The organism is Pseudomonadota bacterium (genome assembly GCA_027624955.1).
Taxonomy (GTDB): domain Bacteria; phylum Pseudomonadota; class Alphaproteobacteria; order UBA828; family UBA828; genus PTKB01.
The window spans coordinates 32,173-52,706 of record JAQBTG010000027.1; the positions used below are offsets into that span (position 1 = coordinate 32,173).

General features: G+C 61.3%; 22 protein-coding genes, 1 tRNA gene and 1 riboswitch. Of the genes, 12 read left to right on the forward strand and 11 right to left on the reverse strand.

Annotated features, from left to right (window positions below):
* Positions 1-57: 57 nt before the first annotated feature.
* Genes O3A94_11540 through O3A94_11550 form a run of 3 tightly spaced genes read right to left on the reverse strand, consistent with a single transcriptional unit; the run spans position 58 to position 2,535 of the window.
* Positions 58-1,002, reverse strand: a complete 945-nt coding sequence (locus O3A94_11540; protein MDA1356885.1) for an ABC transporter substrate-binding protein — start codon at positions 1,000-1,002, stop codon at positions 58-60.
* A 16-nt stretch (positions 1,003-1,018) separates the two neighbouring features.
* Positions 1,019-1,783: an ABC transporter permease gene (locus O3A94_11545; GenBank protein ID MDA1356886.1), complete on the reverse strand. Its 765-nt coding sequence runs from the start codon at positions 1,781-1,783 to the stop codon at positions 1,019-1,021.
* Positions 1,780-2,535: an ABC transporter ATP-binding protein gene (locus O3A94_11550; protein ID MDA1356887.1), complete on the reverse strand. Its 756-nt coding sequence runs from the start codon at positions 2,533-2,535 to the stop codon at positions 1,780-1,782. Before O3A94_11550 ends, O3A94_11545 begins: the two co-directional genes overlap by 4 nt.
* 20 nt (positions 2,536-2,555) lie before the next feature.
* A riboswitch (TPP riboswitch) is annotated at positions 2,556-2,659 on the reverse strand.
* Positions 2,660-2,826: 167 nt separating this feature from the next.
* Here O3A94_11550 and O3A94_11555 point away from each other — a divergent pair.
* Entirely contained in the window at positions 2,827-3,393 is a 567-nt protein-coding gene (locus O3A94_11555) for a MarR family winged helix-turn-helix transcriptional regulator (GenBank protein MDA1356888.1), read from the forward strand.
* Between the two features lie 243 nt (positions 3,394-3,636).
* Positions 3,637-4,134 (forward strand): helix-turn-helix transcriptional regulator, encoded by a 498-nt coding sequence (locus O3A94_11560; GenBank protein MDA1356889.1) that lies wholly within the window; start codon positions 3,637-3,639, stop codon positions 4,132-4,134.
* A gap of 26 nt (positions 4,135-4,160) precedes the next feature.
* Here the strand turns inward: O3A94_11560 and O3A94_11565 are convergent, their stop codons facing one another.
* On the reverse strand, positions 4,161-5,048 hold the full coding sequence (locus O3A94_11565) for a sigma-70 family RNA polymerase sigma factor (GenBank protein MDA1356890.1): 888 nt from the start codon (positions 5,046-5,048) through the stop codon (positions 4,161-4,163).
* Positions 5,049-5,079: 31 nt separating this feature from the next.
* Entirely contained in the window at positions 5,080-5,826 is a 747-nt protein-coding gene (locus O3A94_11570; protein ID MDA1356891.1) for an SDR family NAD(P)-dependent oxidoreductase, read from the reverse strand.
* Between the two features lie 192 nt (positions 5,827-6,018).
* On the opposite strand from O3A94_11570, the gene O3A94_11575 reads away from it, so the two are divergent.
* The 3 genes from O3A94_11575 (at position 6,019) to O3A94_11585 (ending at position 7,303) form a co-directional block, all read left to right on the forward strand.
* Positions 6,019-6,525: a DUF192 domain-containing protein gene (locus tag O3A94_11575; protein MDA1356892.1), complete on the forward strand. Its 507-nt coding sequence runs from the start codon at positions 6,019-6,021 to the stop codon at positions 6,523-6,525.
* A 68-nt stretch (positions 6,526-6,593) separates the two neighbouring features.
* Positions 6,594-7,160, forward strand: coding sequence for a pentapeptide repeat-containing protein (locus tag O3A94_11580; protein ID MDA1356893.1), 567 nt, complete (start codon positions 6,594-6,596; stop codon positions 7,158-7,160).
* 66 nt (positions 7,161-7,226) lie between these two features.
* A tRNA-Pro gene (locus tag O3A94_11585) sits at positions 7,227-7,303 on the forward strand.
* 43 nt (positions 7,304-7,346) lie between these two features.
* On the opposite strand, the gene O3A94_11590 is transcribed toward O3A94_11585, so the two are convergent.
* Entirely contained in the window at positions 7,347-7,571 is a 225-nt protein-coding gene (locus O3A94_11590; protein MDA1356894.1) for a hypothetical protein, read from the reverse strand.
* A gap of 33 nt (positions 7,572-7,604) precedes the next feature.
* Positions 7,605-8,051 (reverse strand): hypothetical protein, encoded by a 447-nt coding sequence (locus O3A94_11595; GenBank protein ID MDA1356895.1) that lies wholly within the window; start codon positions 8,049-8,051, stop codon positions 7,605-7,607.
* A 130-nt stretch (positions 8,052-8,181) separates the two neighbouring features.
* Between O3A94_11595 and O3A94_11600 the strand changes: the two genes are divergently transcribed.
* The 4 genes from O3A94_11600 (at position 8,182) to O3A94_11615 (ending at position 13,508) form a co-directional block, all read left to right on the forward strand.
* Positions 8,182-10,176 (forward strand): BTAD domain-containing putative transcriptional regulator, encoded by a 1,995-nt coding sequence (locus tag O3A94_11600; protein ID MDA1356896.1) that lies wholly within the window; start codon positions 8,182-8,184, stop codon positions 10,174-10,176.
* A gap of 36 nt (positions 10,177-10,212) precedes the next feature.
* Positions 10,213-11,208 carry a carbohydrate kinase family protein gene (locus tag O3A94_11605; protein ID MDA1356897.1) on the forward strand — a complete coding sequence of 332 codons (996 nt, stop codon included), beginning with the start codon at positions 10,213-10,215 and terminating at the stop codon, positions 11,206-11,208.
* 79 nt (positions 11,209-11,287) lie between these two features.
* Positions 11,288-12,607 carry a tetratricopeptide repeat protein gene (locus O3A94_11610; protein ID MDA1356898.1) on the forward strand — a complete coding sequence of 440 codons (1,320 nt, stop codon included), beginning with the start codon at positions 11,288-11,290 and terminating at the stop codon, positions 12,605-12,607.
* 82 nt (positions 12,608-12,689) lie between these two features.
* On the forward strand, positions 12,690-13,508 hold the full coding sequence (locus O3A94_11615) for an FkbM family methyltransferase (GenBank protein ID MDA1356899.1): 819 nt from the start codon (positions 12,690-12,692) through the stop codon (positions 13,506-13,508).
* Positions 13,509-13,538: 30 nt separating this feature from the next.
* On the opposite strand, the gene O3A94_11620 is transcribed toward O3A94_11615, so the two are convergent.
* The gene (locus tag O3A94_11620) at positions 13,539-13,934 is read right to left on the reverse strand and encodes a hypothetical protein (GenBank protein ID MDA1356900.1); all 396 of its coding nucleotides are present in this window, start codon (positions 13,932-13,934) and stop codon (positions 13,539-13,541) included.
* A gap of 3 nt (positions 13,935-13,937) precedes the next feature.
* Entirely contained in the window at positions 13,938-14,993 is a 1,056-nt protein-coding gene (locus O3A94_11625) for a hypothetical protein (GenBank protein MDA1356901.1), read from the reverse strand.
* Positions 14,994-15,290: 297 nt separating this feature from the next.
* Between O3A94_11625 and O3A94_11630 the strand changes: the two genes are divergently transcribed.
* Positions 15,291-16,415, forward strand: coding sequence for a P1 family peptidase (locus O3A94_11630; protein ID MDA1356902.1), 1,125 nt, complete (start codon positions 15,291-15,293; stop codon positions 16,413-16,415).
* A 13-nt stretch (positions 16,416-16,428) separates the two neighbouring features.
* Here the strand turns inward: O3A94_11630 and O3A94_11635 are convergent, their stop codons facing one another.
* Together O3A94_11635 and O3A94_11640 are read right to left on the reverse strand one after the other, a co-directional pair.
* The gene (locus tag O3A94_11635) at positions 16,429-18,249 is read right to left on the reverse strand and encodes an adenylate/guanylate cyclase domain-containing protein (GenBank protein ID MDA1356903.1); all 1,821 of its coding nucleotides are present in this window, start codon (positions 18,247-18,249) and stop codon (positions 16,429-16,431) included.
* A gap of 35 nt (positions 18,250-18,284) precedes the next feature.
* A complete protein-coding gene (locus O3A94_11640; protein MDA1356904.1) occupies positions 18,285-18,920 on the reverse strand; it encodes an FMN-binding negative transcriptional regulator in 636 nt (211 codons plus the stop codon).
* A 105-nt stretch (positions 18,921-19,025) separates the two neighbouring features.
* On the opposite strand from O3A94_11640, the gene O3A94_11645 reads away from it, so the two are divergent.
* Positions 19,026-19,760: a class I SAM-dependent methyltransferase gene (locus tag O3A94_11645; GenBank protein ID MDA1356905.1), complete on the forward strand. Its 735-nt coding sequence runs from the start codon at positions 19,026-19,028 to the stop codon at positions 19,758-19,760.
* Between the two features lie 240 nt (positions 19,761-20,000).
* Positions 20,001-20,471, forward strand: coding sequence for a nucleoside deaminase (locus tag O3A94_11650; GenBank protein MDA1356906.1), 471 nt, complete (start codon positions 20,001-20,003; stop codon positions 20,469-20,471).
* The last annotated feature ends 63 nt before the right edge of the window (positions 20,472-20,534 follow it).

Here is a 20,534-nt window from a genome sequence, read left to right on the forward strand (position 1 = left end):
GCCTCATGGGCGAGGGGGCGCAAAGCCCCCTGGACCAGTATGAGGCGCGCGCCCGGATCATTCTAATATGGTGGCGTAGTCGTCGACGGAAAGAGCTTCCGGGATCAGGCCCTGTTCGTACATGAAGTGGGCGAAGCGGGCATAGCGCGCGCGGTCAAGCGCTGCGGGGCGGAGTGCGAAGCGCGCCAGCGTATCGCGCCAGGCGCGCCGGTTGAGTTCATCGTCCAATTCGCTGCGGCCGCGAATGAACAGCGCCCAGCTTTCGTTAGGATGGTTCACCAGATATTGCACGCCGTCTTCGAGGGCGTCGAGAAAGCGGCGCAGGACGGCGCGGTTCATGCGCTCCGTATTGGCCACCAAAATCAATTCGTCATAACTCGGCACGCCTTCTTCCTCGACATAGAAGGCGCGGCCCGTATGGCCTTCGATGTCCATTTGGTTGAGCTCGAAGTTGCGGTAGGCGCCGATCACCGCATCGACCTGGCCTGAGAGCAATGCCGGCGAGAGCGAGAAATTGACGTTCACCAGGGTGATGTCGTCGAGGCTAAGGCCGTGGCGCGCCAACATGGCGCTCAACAACGCATCCTCGAAACCGCCGATGGAATAGCCGACCTTGCGCCCTTTGAGATCGGCGATCGATTTTACCGGGCCATCTTCGAGCACGAGTAAGGTGTTGAGCGGCGTCGCGATCAACGTGCCGAAGCGCGTGAGCGGCAGGCCCGCCGCAACCTGGACATAAAGTTGCGGCTGATACGAGAGTGCGATATCGGCCTTGCCGGCGGCGACCAGCTTCGGCGGATCGTTGGGATCGGCGGGCGCAATGATCTCCACGTCGAGCCCATGCGCGGCGAAATAGCCGCGTTCCTGGGCGACCAACAGCGGTGCATGATCGGGATTAATGAACCAGTCAAGCAGCAGAGTTAGTTTGTCGTTCGCCTGAGCGCCTGTCGATGCCAGCAGCAACACGAGTGTCACCGGCAACAGAAAAGAGCGTCGGAACATGTAAAACATGGCGGGATTACTCCTGTTGGTGGGCCGGCAATTTGTCGGGCTGCCAGGGCAAGGCGTGACGCAGTCCGTTGTCGACGATGAAATAGATAATCACGGCGAAGAACGCCAAAGTGAGCAGCGCGGCGAACATCAAATCGGTTTGTACACGCCCGTTGGCATGCAGCATGAGATAGCCGAGGCCAGCGCTGGCGCCGACCCATTCGCCGACTACCGCGCCGATAGGCGCGACAGCAGTGGCGACGCGCAATCCCGAAGCAAGGGCGGGCAGGGCGGCCGGCATACGGATGCGGGTGAGCATCTTCCAACGGCTGGCGCCCATGGTGCGGGCGAGATCGGTCCAGCCTGGCTCGGTGCGGCGCAGGCCGTCGAAGAAACTGACGGTTACCGGGAAATAGATAATCAGAGTCGCCATCGCCACCTTGGAGGTGATGCCATAGCCCAGCCACAGCACCAGGATGGGCGCGAGCGCGAAGACCGGCACCGCCTGAGACGCGACCAAAACCGGCAACAGCCAGCGCCTGGCAGGGCGGAAATAAGCCAGCGCCAGGGCGCTTGATACGCCGAGCGCCACGCCGCACAAAAGGCCGAGGGCGATTTCCAACAACGTGACCCCGGCATGCCCGAGGATCGTCAGGTGATGCGTCCACCAGGCTTCGGCAACGCGCGCCGGCGCCGGCAAAATGAAATGCGGCGCGTCTGTCAGCCAGACGATGATCTGCCACAGCAGCACCAAGCCGGCGATGATTATGAGCGGGCGGATGAAGCGCATCATATTTGTGCGTCGGCGGCGCGGAGGCGGCGCAGCAATTCCGCGTGATGGCCGAGAAAATCAGCGTCGGCCGGATCGCGTGGCGTGTTGCCGGCGGGCGGCGGCACTTGGCTAAGCTCCGCCGGGCGCCCGGCCATGATAAAGATGCGCTCGCCGATACGCAGTGCCTCCATCGGGTCGTGGGTGACGAGCAGGATCGTGCGCCCGCGCAACAACTCGGCAGCAAGCTCTTGGAGGCGCAGGCGGGTTATGGCGTCGAGCGCGGAAAACGGCTCATCCATCAGCACCACTGGGCGGTCTTCCATCAGGGTGCGGGCGAGGGCGACGCGCTGACGCATACCGCCCGACAATGTCGCCGGCAAGGCTTTCTCGCGGTCCGCCAGGCCGACGCGGGCTAGCAAATCGCGGGCGCGGGCGCGGTCCGGCAGTTCACCGCGCAGGCGCCCTCCCAACATGACGTTGCTGAGCACATCCAGCCACGGCAACAGCAAATCCTGTTGCGCCATATAGGCGATGGAGGTCGATAATTTGGCCGGCGCACCGGCACCGTTTGCAGTGATGTCGATCTTGCCGCCAGTCTCAAATTCTTCAAGGCCAGCGATCAATCGCAGCAGGCTGCTTTTGCCCACACCGCTCGGCCCGAGAAGAGCGCTGCACAGGCCAGCTGGCAAGTCCAGATCCAGGCCTTCAAAGAGATACGCACCGGCGTAGCTGAGGCTTACGCCTGAAATCGATATGGCAGGGGACGGCGATATCGCAGAGGGGGGAGTGGGGGTGTGCGGCAAATTCCCAGTTCCTACGCCGGCATTAACCGGATCAGGTTTCGGGGTCGTTGGCGGCGCCAACCTCTCAGCCGAAATGGCTCCCCCCGAGAAGAATATGACTATGTCCGACTGGTGCGGCAGGCGCAAGGCCAATCCAGCGGATTCTCTCGGTTTTCGGGGCGGTGCCGCGAGTAATTATTACATATACGCATAATCATACTTGACATATATTCGTATCATGCATAAATAGGGGGGAGACGAAACGAATCTAGGAGAGTGGACATGGCAACCAATTCGGCGAAAGTTTATCAGGAACTCAGTATCCCGCCGCTGCGCGCTGAAAGCCGCATCGCGCTCGAAAGCTTCCTGCCCTATCAGCTCTCCGTCATCGCCAGCCGTGTAAGCCGCGGTTTGGCCCGGCTTTATGCCGTGCGCTTCGATTTGACCGTTCAGGAATGGCGTATCATGACCGTATTGGGACGCTTTCCCGGGGTTTGCGCCAATGAGGTCGGCGAACTGACGGCGATGGACAAGGTGCGGGTCAGTCGCGGTGTGGCGCGGTTGTTACAGTTTGAGCGCGTCCGCCGTGATTCAGACCCCAGCGACCGGCGCCGCTCCAAGCTCTATCTCAGCGATAGCGGGCGCGAGGTCTATGACCAGATCGTGCCGGTGGCACGTGCCTATCAGGACAAGCTGGTAGCCGATCTCGACAGCGCCGAGATGCGCTTACTGGAGACACTGCTGGCCAAGATCGAGAGCGGTGTTGCCGCAATTGGCAAGGAGGGCTTCGGCCTGGCCTCCGGCCTCGATACCGCGGCGCACACACGCGGGCGCTTTAACGGTCATTAGGTAGGCGTCCCTGTAGGCGCCGGATATATCGCCAAGAGACTAAAGTAACACGGAAACAGCCGCTCTTCCGTCCCCCGGCTCCTAGCCGTCTATAGGGAAGCACCGGTTCCTTGGCGTGAGAGGACAATAAATTCGCTATACGCATATTAACCAAGTTATGTTATTCGTGTACGGCAAGGTGATTCGCGAGACCACGCGTGAGACCAGGCGTCAAATTAGGCGCGAGACCAGGAGTGTATAGCGATGGAAATGGCGTTTGCCGCGAGAATACAGGCGTTGCGCGAGGGCCTCGGGATGACCCAGGCCAAGTTCGCCAAAGCCCTGGTTGTGAGCCAGGGCGCGGTGTCGCGCTGGGAACAGGGCAAACATGCGCCGAGCGAGCATATGCTGGCCAAAATAGCCGCGCTCGCCGGGATGACATCTGCCGAACTCAGATATGGCGCCAGCTATGCGCCGCCCAGCTATGCGCCGGCGAGTGATGAAATGCCGGGCGCAGCCCCCGGCGGCACAGCAGACGGCACAGCAGACGGAAACAGCCGCCCGCTCGCCATCCGCTCCAAACGCGTGCGCCGCCGCGTTACCGACCTGCTTGAGGATTGCGTCATCAAGGCGCGCTCATCGGGTAAAGCCGATGTCGCCACAGCCCTCGAAGTGATCCTCGATAAATGCTGGGCCGACGCAGCACACTACCGAAAACATCTGCGCGAAAAAGATAAAACCAATAAACAAATAGCTAGCTAAATAATATTGAGCGAAATCCGCCCGACTCAGCCAAACACCTCCCATTGGGCATCAGTCATGGCATAGCGGGCGTAGCGGAAATCGCGGATAAAGCCTAGCTCCCGGCCGCGAAACTCCAGCAGGATAAAATAGGCCGGTTTGCTGCCGGCGTGCTCCAGGTCAAAGGCCAGGATTGCGCCGCGACCCTCCACCAGCCCCGGCATCATCCGCCAATCGCGCCGCTTCGAATAATTGCCAAAATAATTTCCGATCTGCTGGCGCCCGGTTTCCCGTACACGGCCTACCAGTTCCAGCCGCACTTCGGCGGACAGCATGTCTCTTAGCTTATCAAAATTATGATCGTTGAAATGTTGGGCATAGAGGCCGAGCCGCTGCCGTTCTTCTCGTGTGAGCGGCGATGAATCCGCCGCCGAGGCGGTCTCGCCGCGTTTCAAGTTTTCCCGGCCGCGGTGCAGGGAAGCCTTAACCGACGCGATGCTGCTATCGGTCAGATTGGCGACCTCACCCGCCGTATAGCCGAGAATGTCACGAAATATTACCGTGCTGCGCTGGCGCGGCGGCAGCGCCAGGAAGGGACGCAACGAATCGGCAACTTCGCTACGCATGACGGCTTGCGGCACCGTCTCGGCCGCCGGCATTGTCGCGTTGAGCATGGCCTTGTCCCGTTTCTTGCCGCGCAAATAATCAAGCGTGACGTTGTGCGCAATGCGGAACAACCAAGCGCGCAAATTGGTCACTTGGTCGCCACGCTTCAACGCTTCGAACGCTTTCATACAGGCGATTTGCAAGACGTCCTCACCGTCGATCACTGAGCCGGTCATACGGCTGCAATAGCGGTGTATTTCCGGCCTGAGTTCGGGCAGAGCCTGCTCGAACGTCGTCTGCGAGATCGGCTGGGTATCCGCGTTCGCCACCTGTTATGCCACCGTCCGTCATACAAGCCGGTTACGCCATAGCTTCAGCGCCACTGCCGGTAATCGTGAAAGCGCTGGCGCCAGCTTCGGGTGCACGGCCCAAAAGATCAATCAGATGCGCACCGGCGAGTTCGGCGGTCAGCGGATGCTCCCACTGGCTCATAAATTTGTCGATCGGCATGCCGGCAGATGCGGCATAGGCGGCCGAGGCCATGTTGCCGATTTCCGTGCCAGCAATCAGTTGCTTGGGAATGATCGACATAAACCTCAAGCCGAGTTCCATGCGATCGGCCTCGCGCTGGCCGTAATTCACCAGAAAATACTGCATCCGCTTGGCCCCGGCATAACCGCCCGAAAGCGGTGAGCCAGCGAGCGATGCGCCCGACGAGAAGCTGACGAACAAGCCGCCGGCGGCGAGCGGCGCCGTCAGCGCGGCCTTGGTGAATTCGAATGCGATTTTGGTGTCGTTATTCCAGGCGGCGCTAAATTCATCCCAATCCAGTTCGTGCACCGCCGCCATCTTCGGCCGGTGGCCACCCGCCAGGATCAGCAGGTCCGGACTGAACCGCGTGAGGAGATCCTGCGCCACGCCATCCGCAGCGGCATCGGCGGCGACGGTTTCGATTTCGGGCGCGGCGGCCTTCAATTCCGCCAGCGCGGTCGCGCCGCGCGCAGCGACGGCGGTGCGGACGCCAATTTTGGCTAATGCCAACGATACTTCGCGGCCGACGCCGCTCGAGCCACCGATAACTAGGGCGCGCTGAAATTTAATGGACATGGCTGAGACCTCTCCAATTTTATGTTTCAATTACCTGTAAGACGATCGTCAGAGGCAAAAGGATTCGTCGCGAGAAAATTATTTGGTGAAAAGTTCGTCACCGCCAAAATCTGTTCCGGCGCTATGCGCTCGTATGAACCGGCGCTATGATGCGCCAATGACAATCTGCAGAGAAAAGCGCGGAGAGGCGCGATGAAGGCTTGGTTCAAGCGAATTTGTCGGCGCGGGGCAGGCCTTCGCTGGGCGGTGGCGTTTGCCGTGATCGTCAGCGCTCTATTAGTCGCCTCGCCGCTGCACGCGCAACAGCAGGAATTGCCGCTCGAGGCTTTGGCCATCGAGACTTCGGTGGGCAAACGCCTATTCCAGGTCGAAGTGGCGCGCACCGATGAGCAGCGCGCCGCAGGCCTGATGTGGCGCAAGACCATGCCACCGGATCGCGGCATGCTGTTCGATTTTGATGTCGAGCGCCATGTGACCATGTGGATGCAAAACACGCCGCTGTCGCTAGATATGCTATTCATCACCGAGGACGGAACAGTGGCCTCGATCGCCGCCCATACCAACCCATTCTCCACCGATCGCATCTCTTCCGGGGTGCGAGTCGGCGCCGTTCTCGAGCTTCTCGCCGGCAGCGTCGAGCGCTTGGGTATTGCGTCCGGCGACACGGTGCGGCATTCAATGTTCGGTAACCTGCCTTGAACATAGCGAGATGGCCTATCTTTTCTAAACCAGCCGAGCATCGCGATCCCAGCCGGGCATCGCACACTATGTGGATAACCAAAGCCGCCGCCTTTTCACTTGCCGCCTGCCTGTGCGTGGCGCTCCTCACCGTGCCGCTATCGGCGCCCGTTTGGGCCGACGATGCAGAAGATGCGGCGGAAGAGGCGGCGCGGATCGCCACTCAATTGGAGCATCTCATCAAGACCGGGCGCTGTGTGAACTGCGATCTCTCAAACGCCAAGCTCGGCGCGCAGAAGCTAAGCGGCGCCAGGCTCACCGGCGCGGATCTCACTGGCGCCGATTTGGCTGGCGCGGATTTCCGCCAAGCAGAGATGGTAAAAACCAAACTGAGCGGTGCCAACCTCTCCGGCGCCAACTTTGAGGGCGCCAATCTCACCGGCGCGGACCTCTCCGATGCCAATTTGACCGGCGCCAATTTGCGCGGCGCGGATTTAACCGGCTCCGATATCAGCGGCGCCAACTTGACCGGCGCGGATTTCTGGGGCGCAGAAATTCGCCGCGCCGACCTAACCGACCTAAAGGTCGATAAATCTATCGGAATCACTGAGGCGGAAGTCGGCAGCTCCGGCAAGATTTCCATCTTCGACCGTTAAGGCGATCAGCCGGCGGATCATAAGCCGCTGGATTTTAACCGGCGAAAGCATTACCTAGCGATAGTTCGGGGCGTGGCGCAGCCTGGTAGCGCACCTGCTTTGGGAGCAGGGGGTCGGAGGTTCGAATCCTCTCGCCCCGACCAAATTTAGAGAACTCGCCGAGGCCGCGCGGGGTGGCGCCGTGTCTTACAAGGTGGCGAGGATATTACGGCGCTTCACCTCTGCCTCCGTCGCCGAGATCAACCCTTGATCGAGCAGCGACCGTAGGTTGACCGATTGCGCGCGCGCGGGCGGCGCGATCGTTGCGCTGCGATTTGTGCTCCGGTCGGGATCGCTAAGAATCATCGCGGCGAGCAGTGCCAATGCCAGCGCCGCGCTAAAACTTATCGAAAGCCATTTTGCTGTTTTCATGATTGCCTCCTTAAGGTGTGTGGTCGGGTTTGCTTATCCGACCAAAATGTTGCGTAGCTGGCGCTCGCCGATCGGCATGGTCGCGCCGGATTGAAAGGCCTGCCACAACTGCTCCTTGACGGTGTCTTCGTAATGCGCCGGCATGTCGTCGCTAATGCGGTCGAAGCGCCACGCCGACGCGCCGTAACGCAGGGCCAAAAGCGCGATTTGTTTGGCCTGGGCGGATTTCGACAGCCCGTTCTCGTAGGTGTCGGCAATTTCGCGCAGTGCCGCGTCGCGCACGCGATTGGCTTCCTCGCGCCACCACGGCATGCCGCCCTGGGCAAATCGCAGGCCCAACGCATCGTCCATGGAGGTGCAGCGGCGATCGAGGAAATGCTCCAAGGCTGAGGCGAGCCATTCCGATTGTTGTGTCTCGAGCGGCTCGCCTGCCATGCAGCGCTGTTTGATCTCTCTCAGATGGTCGATTGTCTGCAACATGTTCCTGCTCCTGCGCTTCGTGATGACCCTGTTTTTAAGGAGCGGGCGTGATCTGGATGTTATGAGCCGCGTGAAAAATGCGTTAAAAATGCTGGCGGGGCGGATTTAGTCCGCGTCAGAGGGTAGGATTTTGCTGCAAATTGAGTTGTTGGGCGGCTTCGAGGCATGGCTTGCGCGGGATCGCGCGTTGGTGTTCGGCCAACGCAAGGCGCAGGCGATTTTGGCCTATCTTGCCTTGGCGCCGGATCACACCGTGCCGCGCGCCAGGCTCGTTCATCTGCTATGGAGCGAACGCGGCGAAGACCAGGCGAAAAGCAGCCTGCGCCAAGCGCTGACGGCTCTTCGCAAAGGCTTGCGCGAAGCCGCGCCGGACGCGACTGAACCGCTTGTCAGCGTACGAGAGACCTTGGCGCTGGCGGCAGAGCAGGTAGATGTCGACGCCGTCCGGTTCGCGCGTCTGGCCCAATCCAGCGATATCGCCGATTTACAGGCGGCCGATGCGCTTTATCGCGGCGATCTTCTCGATGGCTTCGCGCTTGCCGAGCTGCCGTTTCAGGAATGGCTGGAGCGCGAGCGCGAACGCCTGCGCGAATTGGCCTTCTGTGTACTGCAATCCTTGGCCGCTCAGCATGAGGAATTGGGCGCCTTCGAAGCGGCGATAGAGGTCGCGCGGCGTGCTGTCGCCTTTGATCCGCTGCGCGAATCCGCCCACCGCACGCTGATGCGGCTGTTCGATACCAGCGGCCAGAGCGGGCAGGCGCTTCGGCAATATGAATCCTGTAGCGATATTTTGCTGCGCGATTTAGGCGTGCGGCCGGACGCGGAGACGGAGCGGCTGTACGAGGGAATCCGCGTTAGGCGCGGCCCGGCACCAGCAGCCAATTTGGTTCCCGCCGCCCCCGCCGATACGGCCCCCGCTGTTATAGCGCTACCCGACAAGCCTTCGATCGCGGTGCTGCCGTTCAAGAATATGGGCGGCAATCCGGGCGAGGATTTCTTTGCCGATGGCATGGCAGAGGACATCCTGACGGCGCTGTCGAAATTTCGCTGGTTTTTCGTCATTGCTCGCGATTCAAGCTTTCACTATCGCGGCGTCGATGTCGATGAGCGTCAGGCCGGTGCTGAGCTTGGGGTGCGCTATGTGCTCACCGGCAGCGTCCGGCGCGCCGGTAAACGCGTGCGCATCTCGGCGCGGCTGATCGACGGACCTGATGGCCACCATATCTGGGCCGAGAATTACGACCGCGATATGGAGGACGTCTTCGAGGTGCAGGACGAGATCACGCAATGCATCGTCACCGCCGTGGCGCCGCAATTCCTCAATGCCGAGATCAAGCGCGCGCGCCGCCGCGACGTCCAGGATCTCGATGCCTGGGGCTATGTGGTGCGCGCCCATGCCCATCTGGCGCGCCTCAACAAGGCCGATAACGCCGAGGCGCGTGAACTCCTGACGAAGGCCATCGCACGCGATCCCGACAGCGCCTGGGGCTATACCGGGCTCGCCATCAGCCATACCCAAGACGCGCTGTGGGGCTGGAGCGCGTCTCGCGTCCAGTCAATTTTGGCGGCGCAGCAGAATGCCGAGCGCGCGATCAGCCTGGATGACGGTGATGCTCAGGCATATGCGGTGATCGGCCTGGTGCGGCTGGTCTCGCGCCGTCACGCGGACGCTATCGAGACACTTGAGCGCGCAATCGAGCTTAATCCCAATCTCGCCAACGCCCATGCCAGCCTCGGTTTGGCTCTGGCGTTTTGCGGCAATACCGATGCCGCGGTAGATGAAGTCAATCAGGCGATCCGCCTCAGCCCGCGCGATCCGTTGAGTGTGTTCTGGTTCAATACGCTGTCACTCGCCGCCTTTGTGGCCGGACGCTACGAAGAAGCCGCGGCATGGGCCGAGAAGACCATTGAGTTGAACGATGAATATGCTGGCGGCTACCGCATCCTGGCGGCGAGCTATGGCCAGTTGGAATACCGAAAGAAAGCCGCCGCCGCCCTCGCACGCCTGGCGCAATTGTCGCCCGGCATGACGCTAGGTGGCACCAGGGCGCAACTGCCGTTTAAGGCCGATGCAGATATGACGCGTTTCCTCGATGGCCTGCGCGCCGCCGGGCTGAAGGAGTAGGGTGCTGCCGGGTCAGGCCGTGCGCCATGGGGCGACATGGGGCGGGCCGAGTTTTGCGTCGCCACCGCCGAATGCGGTTATGATCGGACCTATGCGAAATTACCTCCCCATATGAAGGCGCCCGGCGCCGGCATCGCTTGTATCGGTGCTGCGCATGTTGACCGCATCGCCCGCTGCCAAGAGGCGTTCGCCTGGCGCGCTTCCAATCCGGTGACGCTAACTGCATCGTCCGGCGGTGTGGCGCGCAATGTGGCGCTCAACCTTGCGCGCCTGGCGCGCCCAGCGAAGCTGGTGAGCGTTCTCGGCGGTGACCGCGACGGTGAAGCGCTTATAGCCGAACTCCGCAGCCACCGCGTCGATTGCCAACATGCCGCCCAACTCGAAGGACGCGCCACTGCGTCCTATACCGCGCTGTTGGATTCGGCAGGGGAGCTGCTGTGCGGCCTGGCCGACGCCGACATTTATGAGGCGCTAACGCCGGAGTGGCTCGAACGTGTGGCGCCCGATCTTGCCGACTGGCCGCTATGGGCAATCGACGCCAATTTGTCCGAAAGCGGAATCGGCGCGCTCGCCGCGCAGAAAGCGGATGGCGTCCGCCTCGCCGCACTCGCCGTCTCCCCGGCCAAGGCGCCGCGCCTCAAGCCACACCTCGCCAGCTTCGATATGCTGTTCGCCAACCGCGCTGAAGCGGCGGCGCTGTTGGGGCAGCAGGTTGAGACGTTGGCCGAGGCCGAGGACGCCGCCGTCGCGTTGCGGGCGCTCGGACCGGGCTTGGTGTTCGTGACGCTCGGCGATGCGGGCGTGGCGGTTGCCGCCGCGAGGGGATGTGAGCTCTATCCGGCGCCGGTCACAGACGTGGTGAATGTGAACGGCGCCGGCGACGGATTTGCCGCCGGCGTGCTGGATGCGCTGCTGGCTGCGGCGCCCTTGACCGACGCCGTCCGCCGCGGCCTCGCCGCCGCCCGCTTGACCGCGCAATCGCCTGATACCTGTAGCGCCGAGATTTCCGCCGCACGTCTCGATCAGTCCTAAAAGACCCGTTGATTGGGCCGCCGCCATGGGCCAATCTTCGCCGGTTGACTGGTTTTCACACGAGCGATGGAGACGCAGCATGACGGAAGATCGGCGCGGCGTGGCGCTATCGGGGGGCGACAGCGCCAGCCTTGAGATTTATGAGAAGGCGCTCCGGGCATTCAATATTTATCGCGGCGATCCGGTGGCCATCATCGACGAGGCGCTGGCCGGAGCACCGGATTTTATATGCGGCGAAATCTTCCGCGCCTATATGCATGTCGGTTTGTGGGAAGAGACCGCGCTGGCGGAGGTTCAGGCAGGGCTTGGCCGCCTAAAAGCGCTGGCCGGCAAGAGCAATGATCGCGAGCGCGCCCATGCGGCGGCGCTCAGCGATTGGGCGGCGGGCGATTGGCAAGGCATGCGGGCGCGGCTGGAGCGCATTTCGATCGACCACCCGCACGATCTGCTGGCGCTGCAAATGGGCCATCTCGCCGATTTCTTTCACGGCGACCGCGAAAATCTGCGCGGCCGTATCGCCCGCGCCCTGCCGGCTTGGGTGCCGGGTGAGGACGGCCATAACTTGGTCCTCGGCATGCAGTCCTTTGGGCTGGAAGAGTGCGGCGATTATGGCCGCGCCGAAGACGCCGGGCGCCGCGCTCTCGAGATCGAGCCGGAAGATAGCTGGGCGCGCCATGCCGTTGTTCATGTGATGGAAATGCAATCACGCCAAGTTGAGGGCGCCGCGTTTATGGAGGAAACCACCGCCCATTGGGCGCAGGATGACAACGCCTTCGCCTTTCACAATTGGTGGCACACGGCGCTGTTTTATCTTGATCAAGACCATGTGGCGCGCGCCCTGGAACTTTATGACGCAGCACTTCGCCCCGGGCCAGATAGCGTGCAGCTGACCCTGCTCGACGCAGCGGCGCTGCTATGGCGGCTCCATCTGCGGGGAGAGGATGTCGGCACACGCTGGGAAAGGCTGGCCGATCACTACGAAAATCTAGCCGGGGCAGGCTTTTATGCCTTCAACGATATGCATGCGATGCTGGCCTACACTGCCGCTGGCCGTGGCGCGGCAGCGGAGAAACTGCTCAGCGCGGTCGAACGCGCGGCGCAGGCCGACGGCACCAACGCTGAAATGGAGCGCCTAGTGGGCTTGCCGGTGGTGCGCGCTATGGCCGCTTTTGGGCGCGGCGATTACGCCGCCTGCGCCGAGTTGCTGCTGCCAATCCGCTACCGCGCTCACGCCTTCGGCGGCAGCCACGCCCAGCGCGATATCATTCACCGCACCCTGATCGAGGCCGCGCTGCGCAGCGGCGACAAAGCGTTGGCGGGCGCCCTTACCCAAGAGCGCCTAGCCCTCAAACCCGATTGTCCGTACAGCCGGGCACTTGGCGCGCGCGCTTTGAATTAGGGGTGTTTACCATTTATTAACAACGACCTGGCACGATTTTCTCACCTGACAATGCAGTTGGGTTTTATGTGGGCGATGGATCATGAGCCAGGGCGTTGTATTGGCCGATGAGCAACATATGCGGGTGAAGCGCTGCCGCGATGGGTTGATGCTGTACAACCGCAGCGATACCTATATTGGCCGGTCGCTCGATCTCTACGGCGAATATTCCTACGGCGAAGCGGACCTATTCGCGCGTGTGCTGCGCGCTGGCATGGTGGCCGTTGACGTCGGTGCCAATATCGGCTGCCACACTCTGACGATGGCGCGCCTCGTGGGGCCGGACGGCGCGGTGATCGCTTTCGAGCCGCAACGTATCGTCTACCAAAACCTGTGCGCTAATATCGCGCTCAATGCGCTCGGTAATGTGCATGCGGTCAATATGGCGGCGGGCTCCGGCGCGGCGACTGCGGCGCTCCCCACCATCGACTATGCCGCCGCCGGCAATTTCGGCGGCATCGCGCTCGCCGGCGCGGCGGGCGGCGAAGCGGTGCAGATCGTCACCCTCGATTCAGTGCCGCTCACACACTGCCATTTGATCAAGATCGATGTCGAAGGCATGGAATATGACGTGCTGCGGGGCGGCGAAAAAACCATCGCCCAACACCGCCCAGCGCTCTATATAGAAAACGACCGCGCGGAGAACTCACCGCGCTTGATCGCCCATCTCCTGGCCGCAGACTACCGCCTGTTCTGGCACCGTCCCCCGCTCTACAACCCGGATAATTTCTTCGCCAATGACGACAATGAATTCGGCGATTTGCTGTCGCAGAACATGTTCTGCCTGCCGCGCGAGCGCGCGTTCGAAGTGGCGGGCCTGCAAGAGATCACCTCGCCGGAAGCCGGGCAGGGTAAGGCATAGGCGCTGGCCGCCAGCGAACGAAGGCTGGGCTCAATCCTTCTTCACAATGCCCGTCAGGCCGACCACCGCCAGGGTCGTAAGAATCCAGCCGAAGGCGATGTGGAACCAGAGGTAGATTTTCACCCAGCCCCATGAACCGGCCCAGCCGTTTTCCCGCGGTAGCCAATAGCTCTCCTGGTGCAAATCGACAATCGGCAAAAAACTGTCCACCGCGTATATCAGCGGTGAAAATTCCGGGTGGCCGACCGGCAGGCAACCACCTTTTTCTTCCACATAGTCGCATTCCATAAAGACACGCGCTTTGCTCGGCTGCATATAGCCGCCTTCGTGCGCCCAGCCAAATAGGACCGTCCCAGCGACAAGAAAGCCGACGATCCACGGAAGGACCCGCCATGTCTTGTACCCGTGGCCCAAAAAGAATCCCAATAACTAATTCCAAAGCCAGCCCAAGGGTTTCAGGTTGCCGGATTTGCGCAATTCCTCCTGTTTCGCGAAGGCGATGGCGCGCGCCTCGGCGGGGTGGCCCATCCCGCGATAGACCTTGATGAGTTGTTCGTAAGGCTGAGGGGCGAACCCGTCATCGATGGTACTGTTGGCTGCGAGCCAGTCGGACCTGAACGTGGAATCAATGGGCGAGAGCGGTGCGAGTGCTCCGTATGTAAACCCGTCCAGACGCCATTCCGGATTCGGGCTATCAAGGAACGGCCACGCTTTGCTGTCATCGCTGAGCGATCCGACTTGGGCGTGCATGAGATCCACCACGCCCGAAACTTCTTTCGGCGACCAGAAGAAGGAACCTTCGACGGTGAGCCTCTGTGCGAGTAGCGCGATGCCGTCAACGGCCTCAAATGTCCCGTTGATACAGTTGAGATCGCCACCAATTTCAGCACCGACCAGCCGCACTGCACCGGTGGCTTTGAAGTCGAGGCTCAGGAATACGGAGCCCTTGACTGTCGCCCTATTGGCGTCGAGCGCGTTGCCCTGCTTGACCTCGAAAACACCCCCATTACAATCAAAATTGCCGCCGATCACTGCGCTGAGCAGCCGCACCTCGCCGGTTGCCCGAAATTTGATTCGCAGATGTAGAGCGCCTTCGATTACGGCTCGGTCCGCAGATATGCCTTGGACAGAAGTTCCGTCGAGGCCAATGGACCGGGTACGGGCGTCACGGAGAATAAGTCGGCCCGCAATGCTGCAATCGTGGAGGAACAATGGATGCGGAATTATTGCCGCTCCCATGTCCAAGTCGCCGGAAATCGTCGCTCCATTCATATAGACGCCATGCGCACGCACAGGCCATTCCGGCGACGGGTTGGCGCACAGGCGTTGGAGTACTTCTGGGCGGATGGTTTTCAGTTCCGCTTCGGGCTCGTCGCCGTCGGCGGGGAAGTTAGCGACCTCGCCCCGCACTGTTTGGGTGACGAGGTGCTGTTCCGCCCGGGTTAGCTCGGGGATTTCGGGCAAACTTGGTTCGTAGACGGTCATGCGCAGCGTCCGGGCGAGGGTGAGGGTGCGCCATGAAGCGCTTCCCTTGTCACAAATTAAACCCCAGGTTGGTTTTGGGCTGAGTTAATAGCTTGCACCAGTCAATCGATGTGCCGCCTTCGGGCGGGCAAGCGTACCGGTTGCCCTTCCATGGCGCTGAAGTTGGCGCGCAGCGAGATTCCCCTCTAAGGGCAGAGTGGCCGGATGGTTCGCTCTTTTCGTTTCGCCGGGAAGAAGTTAAGTGTGGGCGGTTAGGTATTCCTAATTTTTTGCGCGAGGCCGAAGGAGGAGGCGAGGATGGATGCGAGACGGAGTTTGCCGGATGGGCGCCCGCGAGGGCGGGGGCTTGGTCTGCCGTTTGCTGCGAATTGCGGGGTCAATAATGCGATTACCGATGTGCCGGGGGTTGAGGTCGGCTTTACCACGCTGATTGAAGGTGAGGGCGAGTTGGTGATCGGCGAGGGGCCGGTGCGTACCGGGGTCACGGCGATTCTGCCGCGCGGGCACACTGAGGAATTGCCGCCGGTGTGGGCGGCGATGTTTTCGCTTAATGGCAATGGCGAGATGACGGGCGCGCATTGGATCAACGAGGCAGGCTATTTCACCGGGCCGATCTGCATCAGCAATACGCATGGCATCGGCGCGGTGCATGAAGCGAGCACGCGCTGGATGCTCAAGCAATATGGCGCGGCGTTCGGTGAGTATGCCTGGGCGCTGCCGGTGGTGGCGGAAACTTGTGATGCGCATTTGAACGACATGAACGGTTTTCATGTGCGGCACGAGCATGTCATCGCGGCGCTCGATGGCGCCAAGGGCGGCCCACTCGCGGAAGGCAGTGTTGGCGGCGGCACCGGCATGATTTGCTATGAGTTCAAAGGCGGCACCGGCACGGCGTCACGTACGGTTGAGCTGGCCGGCGGCGCCTTTACGGTCGGCGCGTTGGTGCAGGCCAATCATGGCATCCGCGATTGGCTGCAAATATGCGGCGCGCCGGTCGGCAAGCATTTGACGAATAATCTCTTATGGCCGCGCGAGCAGGGCTCGATCATTGCGGTGATCGGCACCGATGTGCCGCTGCTGCCGATCCAACTGCAACGGTTGGCGAAGCGGATATCCATCGGCGTCGGCCGGGCCGGCACGCCGTCTGGCAACAATTCGGGTGATATCTTCCTTGCCTTTTCCACCGCCAATGCGAATCCAGAGGGCGGCGGCGACGCGCGGGCGTTGCGCCAGCTCGATTTTGTGCCGCATGAGGCGCTCGATCCGGTGTTCAATGCGGTGGTGGAAAGCGTCGATGAGGCGGTGATCAACGCCCTGGTCGCGGCACAAGACATGACTGGGCGTGACGGGCATTTTGTCGCGTCGATCGATCATGCCGAATTGCAGGAAGTAATGGCGCGCTACGGCCGGGCCGAAGCGTAACGATTACCGGCGATTAAGGAGCCGAGCGTAAATCGAACACCGCGATTTCGCCGATGCGGCCCTTGACCTTATGGCGACCCACAGGCGCTGGGGCGAACGCGCTGCTCAATTGGCTGGCGGTATCGCCGCTGATTAGGATCGACACATCCGTGCCATGCGGATGTATTTCCTTGCCCAACTGTTCCAGCCGTTGGCCGATATTCACGGTATCACCGATGATGGTGTAGTTGAGCCGGCCCGGTGCACCGATATTGCCGACCGTGGCGCTGCCTGAATGGATGCCGATGCGAATTTGGGTGGGCGCTTCGTCGCGCGCTTGCCGGCGCTGGTTTTCTTCGCGTATCTGGACGGCGATGGCGAGGGCGGCGCGGCAGGCGCGCTCGGCTGAATCCGGCTGTTCATCTGGTGCGCCCCAGAACGCCATCACCGCATCGCCGATAAACTTATCGACCGTGCCGCCTTCCGCCTCGATGCATTCGACGATGATGGAAAAATGCGCATTCACGAAGGCGGCGACCTCGGCTGCCTCCATCCCCTCCGACGCCGAGGAAAAGCCGGCGATATCGGTGAACAGGACGGTGATCTGGCGCGCGTCCGATAAGGATTCCTCCGCCGAGCCGCGTTTGATCAGGCTTTCGACGACCTTGCGCGGGACATATAGTTCAAACCATCTGAGCGCCCGCAGCATGGCATTGAAGCTATTGGATTGCTCGTTGAGTTCGCGGAATATGCTGCCGGGCAGTTCTTCGACCTGGGAAATATCGAGGTCGCGGATACGCCCGGTCGCGGTCGAAAACCGCACGATCGGGCGCGCAATGCGGCGCCCCACGAATATAGCGGCAATCAGCGAGATGAGCAGCGCCGCGACGCCAGCGATCAGCGCCATGATCATGCGCTGTACCTCTTCACCCACGTCCGAGGATCGGAAATAGGCGCCAACCGTCAGCGGCAGCGGGCCAAATCCGCTGACGTTCCGGTAAATATAGACATACTCCCCATCGTCAGTTTGGACGACATGGCCCTCGGTACCTTCCGGCAGTTCTATTTGCCGCAGCTCGTAATTTCGTTCCTCCTGCCATATGGCGGCGATCACCGGATCGTCGAAGTCGGAGACGGCCGGCAACGGCGCCTCGACCGTGCCGTCCGGATAGCCGTCGGTCAGAAGCGAATGGGCGAGCACATGATCTCGTCCGTAAAGAATGAAGCGTGTGCCCGTATGTCCGGCCGCCACCGTGCTGACGAAGCCCGACAATTGCTCGACCGACACGACGGCGACGACGGCGCCAAATGGTTTGCCCTCGCGCAGCACAGGATAGGCCAGGTTCAGGTAGGTTTTCTTGTATTCATCGCGCCAGATCGGCGCGCCCCAATTCCTGCCCGGACCGACTGCCTCCAAGCTGGCACGGACGACCGGATCAGCGGAATAATCAAAATTATTGAGGTCAATCCGGTTATGCTCCCTGTTCCTCCCGGCGGCCTGGCCATGCAAATCGAGGCCGATCAGCATCACCGCTTCGATCTGCGGCGCCGCAGCCAGGGCGCCGGTCAACAGCTGGTCAAAGCTCTCTGTGTCGGCCGGGTCCACGTCGCCCTGTTCGATCCGGGCAGCGATGAATTCGGCCTGATACTCGGCCGGCCGGAGATGTTGTTCGATTTGCTGCACAGCCGCATCGACGGCCTGATCGGCATTGGTGCTGAGCAGCGAAAAGGTATTTTTCTGCGCCAGCCAAACGCCGACACCCAAAACGCTGCCAGCGGTGACGAACACCAGCAGCCCGATCGCTGTGGCCAGCGTGATGGTGATCGACACGCGCCCTTGGATACGCGGGCTCATGGCGTTTGAAAAACCGGCTTATGCGTCATATGGGGTCACCTGGGGGTGATCGCGGCGAGTTCCGCCGCGCTCGCATTCTCTTCGCCGGTCAAACCGTGGATGACGCCGGTGCGGTCTTCAGCGCTGCGGTTCTGGCCGAGTTTCCATTTGCCTTCGAGGCGGTCGATTTCCATGGTGAATCCGGTAATGCCTTTCATCATCGAGGCGAGATAATCTTCCGGCGCATCCGCGGGCGACCAAGGTGGCGATCTCCCTGCTTCTTGTCCGGCCGAGAGCGCATCGAGATGAGTGCGGAGGTTTGCCGGGTCTGTCATCGCCCGCAATACGCCATGGGCGTGTACGACGGCATAATTCCAGGTCGGCACCGCCTTGCCGTCAGCCGCCTTGGAGGGATACCAGCCGGGAGAAATATAATTCTCAGGTCCGTGAAAGATGGCGAGCGCCGGCAGTCCACCGCTCGATCCTTCAAACGCGTGGAGTAGCGGGTTTCCCTTGGAGAAATGGCCACTCAGGCCTGCCTGACCGGCGTCCGGATCATCCAACAGGAGCGGCAGATGATTGGCTTCAATGCCGGTCGCAGTAGAGATTACCAAGGTCGCGAACGGGTGCGCACGCATCAGTGCATGCAGGATATCTTCGCGATCTTCCCGAAAGGCCGGCGGTTGATACATGCTATAGCGGTTCCGATAATTGCGCGGTGCCTCTTATCATAACCTAAGTGCGCTCGATCAATGCGCAATAGCAAAGCCAACGGGCGGGGGCGGAAAGAGAGCGGGATGGACAGTTTGGAAAATGCGGTTGCCCAGCACTACGGCGCCGATGATTTATTGGCACGCATCGACGCCGGTCTAAAATCCAGCGGCGTCGACCCAGCCCGCCTCACGCTCGAGGATCTGGCGCCGGTCGATGAATTTCATATTGGTGGGCGCAAGGCAACACAGCACGCGGTGTCCAGAATGTCGTTAAGCGCCTCGGATCATTTGCTGGACGTCGGCTGCGGCCTCGGTGGAGCGGTGCGGTATATCTCGGCCGCAATCGGCTGTCGTGCGACCGGCATCGATCTAACGCCGGAATTTATCGACGTGGCGCGGAACCTAACCGCGCGCCTTGGACTCTCCGCGCCCCCGGAGTTTGAAACAGCCAGTGCTCTCGCCATGCCGTTCGAAGACCAGACCTTCGACGCCGCAATCACCTTTCATGTGGCGATGAATATACCTGACCGCGCCGGGCTCTACACGGAGATCGCCCGGGTCCTGCGTCCGGGCGCCACGTTCTGCATCTACGACGTGATAAAACTGGGCCCGGCGATATCGCCTATCCGGCGCCCTGGGCCGAGTCGGCGGAAACCAGCCATGTCGCCAGCCCGGAGGAGACGCGAGAATATTTGCGCCAAGCGGGCTTCGAGATTGTCGAAACCGAGAACCGCCGGGATTTCGCCCTGCAATTTTTCCGTCAGCGCGTTGCCGGTAGCGCGAGTGATGGCCCGCCGCCTCTCGGCACCCATCTGCTAATGGGCGAGACATGGCGCGAAAAATTCAAAAACATGCTGCAGAACACCGAGGCCGAGCGTATCGCCCCGGTCCAAATGATCGCCCGCCGCAACTCCGGGTGACGCGACGCGACGTAGCGCCACGCACGCGCGGCGACATATTTAGCGTGAATGAGATTCGCCATCCGCGCCAATTCGTGGCACCGTTGCCATAAGAAATAGGCGATATAGCCTGGAAAAAAGACAAACTGCGGAGGGAACAATGGATAAAACAGATTTCATGAAATACGCCATCGATCTCAGTCAGCGCAAGATGAACGCGGGCGAGGGCGGCTATTGCGCCAGCATCGTGGTCAAGAAGGGCGAGATAATCGGCGAGGGTTGGAACGATGTGATCAACAACAGCGATCCGACCGGCCACTGTGAAATTCACGCGCTGCGCACTGCCGGCAAGAAAATCGGCACCTGGGACCTCTCAGGCTGTGAGCTGTATACCACGTGGGAGCCCTGCCAGATGTGCGCCGGCGCGATTTGGTGGGCGCGTATCGATCGCGTCTATTACGCCAATACGCTCAAAGATGCGGAGGGCATGGGCATGGATATCGACGGCTTGCACCGCGAGGTCAGCGCGCCGACCGATGGCCGCGCGCGGCCTTACGAAAGGCTTATGGGAGAGGAAGCCTGGGCTGTGCTTAAGCGCTGGCTCGATGAGACCAAGCCGGAGGGCATCTAGCCCGGATTATTCACGGCGTGTCGTGATAGGGTCGGTGAGCGTAGATTAAGCTGTTGAAATGCC

Coding starts and splice junctions, on each gene's coding strand:
- O3A94_11575 (MDA1356892.1), top strand. CDS start 6,019: ATGAAGGCTTGGTTCAAGCGAATTTGTCGGCGCGGGGCAGGCCTTCGC.
- O3A94_11615 (MDA1356899.1), top strand. CDS start 12,690: ATGAGCCAGGGCGTTGTATTGGCCGATGAGCAACATATGCGGGTGAAG.
- O3A94_11570 (MDA1356891.1), bottom strand. CDS start 5,826: ATGTCCATTAAATTTCAGCGCGCCCTAGTTATCGGTGGCTCGAGCGGC.
- O3A94_11595 (MDA1356895.1), bottom strand. CDS start 8,051: ATGTTGCAGACAATCGACCATCTGAGAGAGATCAAACAGCGCTGCATG.
- O3A94_11640 (MDA1356904.1), bottom strand. CDS start 18,920: ATGTATCAACCGCCGGCCTTTCGGGAAGATCGCGAAGATATCCTGCAT.
- O3A94_11625 (MDA1356901.1), bottom strand. CDS start 14,993: ATGACCGTCTACGAACCAAGTTTGCCCGAAATCCCCGAGCTAACCCGG.
- O3A94_11610 (MDA1356898.1), top strand. CDS start 11,288: ATGACGGAAGATCGGCGCGGCGTGGCGCTATCGGGGGGCGACAGCGCC.
- O3A94_11630 (MDA1356902.1), top strand. CDS start 15,291: ATGGATGCGAGACGGAGTTTGCCGGATGGGCGCCCGCGAGGGCGGGGG.
- O3A94_11545 (MDA1356886.1), bottom strand. CDS start 1,783: ATGATGCGCTTCATCCGCCCGCTCATAATCATCGCCGGCTTGGTGCTG.
- O3A94_11555 (MDA1356888.1), top strand. CDS start 2,827: ATGGCAACCAATTCGGCGAAAGTTTATCAGGAACTCAGTATCCCGCCG.
- O3A94_11590 (MDA1356894.1), bottom strand. CDS start 7,571: ATGAAAACAGCAAAATGGCTTTCGATAAGTTTTAGCGCGGCGCTGGCA.
- O3A94_11580 (MDA1356893.1), top strand. CDS start 6,594: ATGTGGATAACCAAAGCCGCCGCCTTTTCACTTGCCGCCTGCCTGTGC.
- O3A94_11540 (MDA1356885.1), bottom strand. CDS start 1,002: ATGTTCCGACGCTCTTTTCTGTTGCCGGTGACACTCGTGTTGCTGCTG.
- O3A94_11650 (MDA1356906.1), top strand. CDS start 20,001: ATGGATAAAACAGATTTCATGAAATACGCCATCGATCTCAGTCAGCGC.
- O3A94_11645 (MDA1356905.1), top strand. CDS start 19,026: ATGGACAGTTTGGAAAATGCGGTTGCCCAGCACTACGGCGCCGATGAT.
- O3A94_11605 (MDA1356897.1), top strand. CDS start 10,213: ATGGGGCGGGCCGAGTTTTGCGTCGCCACCGCCGAATGCGGTTATGAT.
- O3A94_11635 (MDA1356903.1), bottom strand. CDS start 18,249: ATGAGCCCGCGTATCCAAGGGCGCGTGTCGATCACCATCACGCTGGCC.
- O3A94_11560 (MDA1356889.1), top strand. CDS start 3,637: ATGGAAATGGCGTTTGCCGCGAGAATACAGGCGTTGCGCGAGGGCCTC.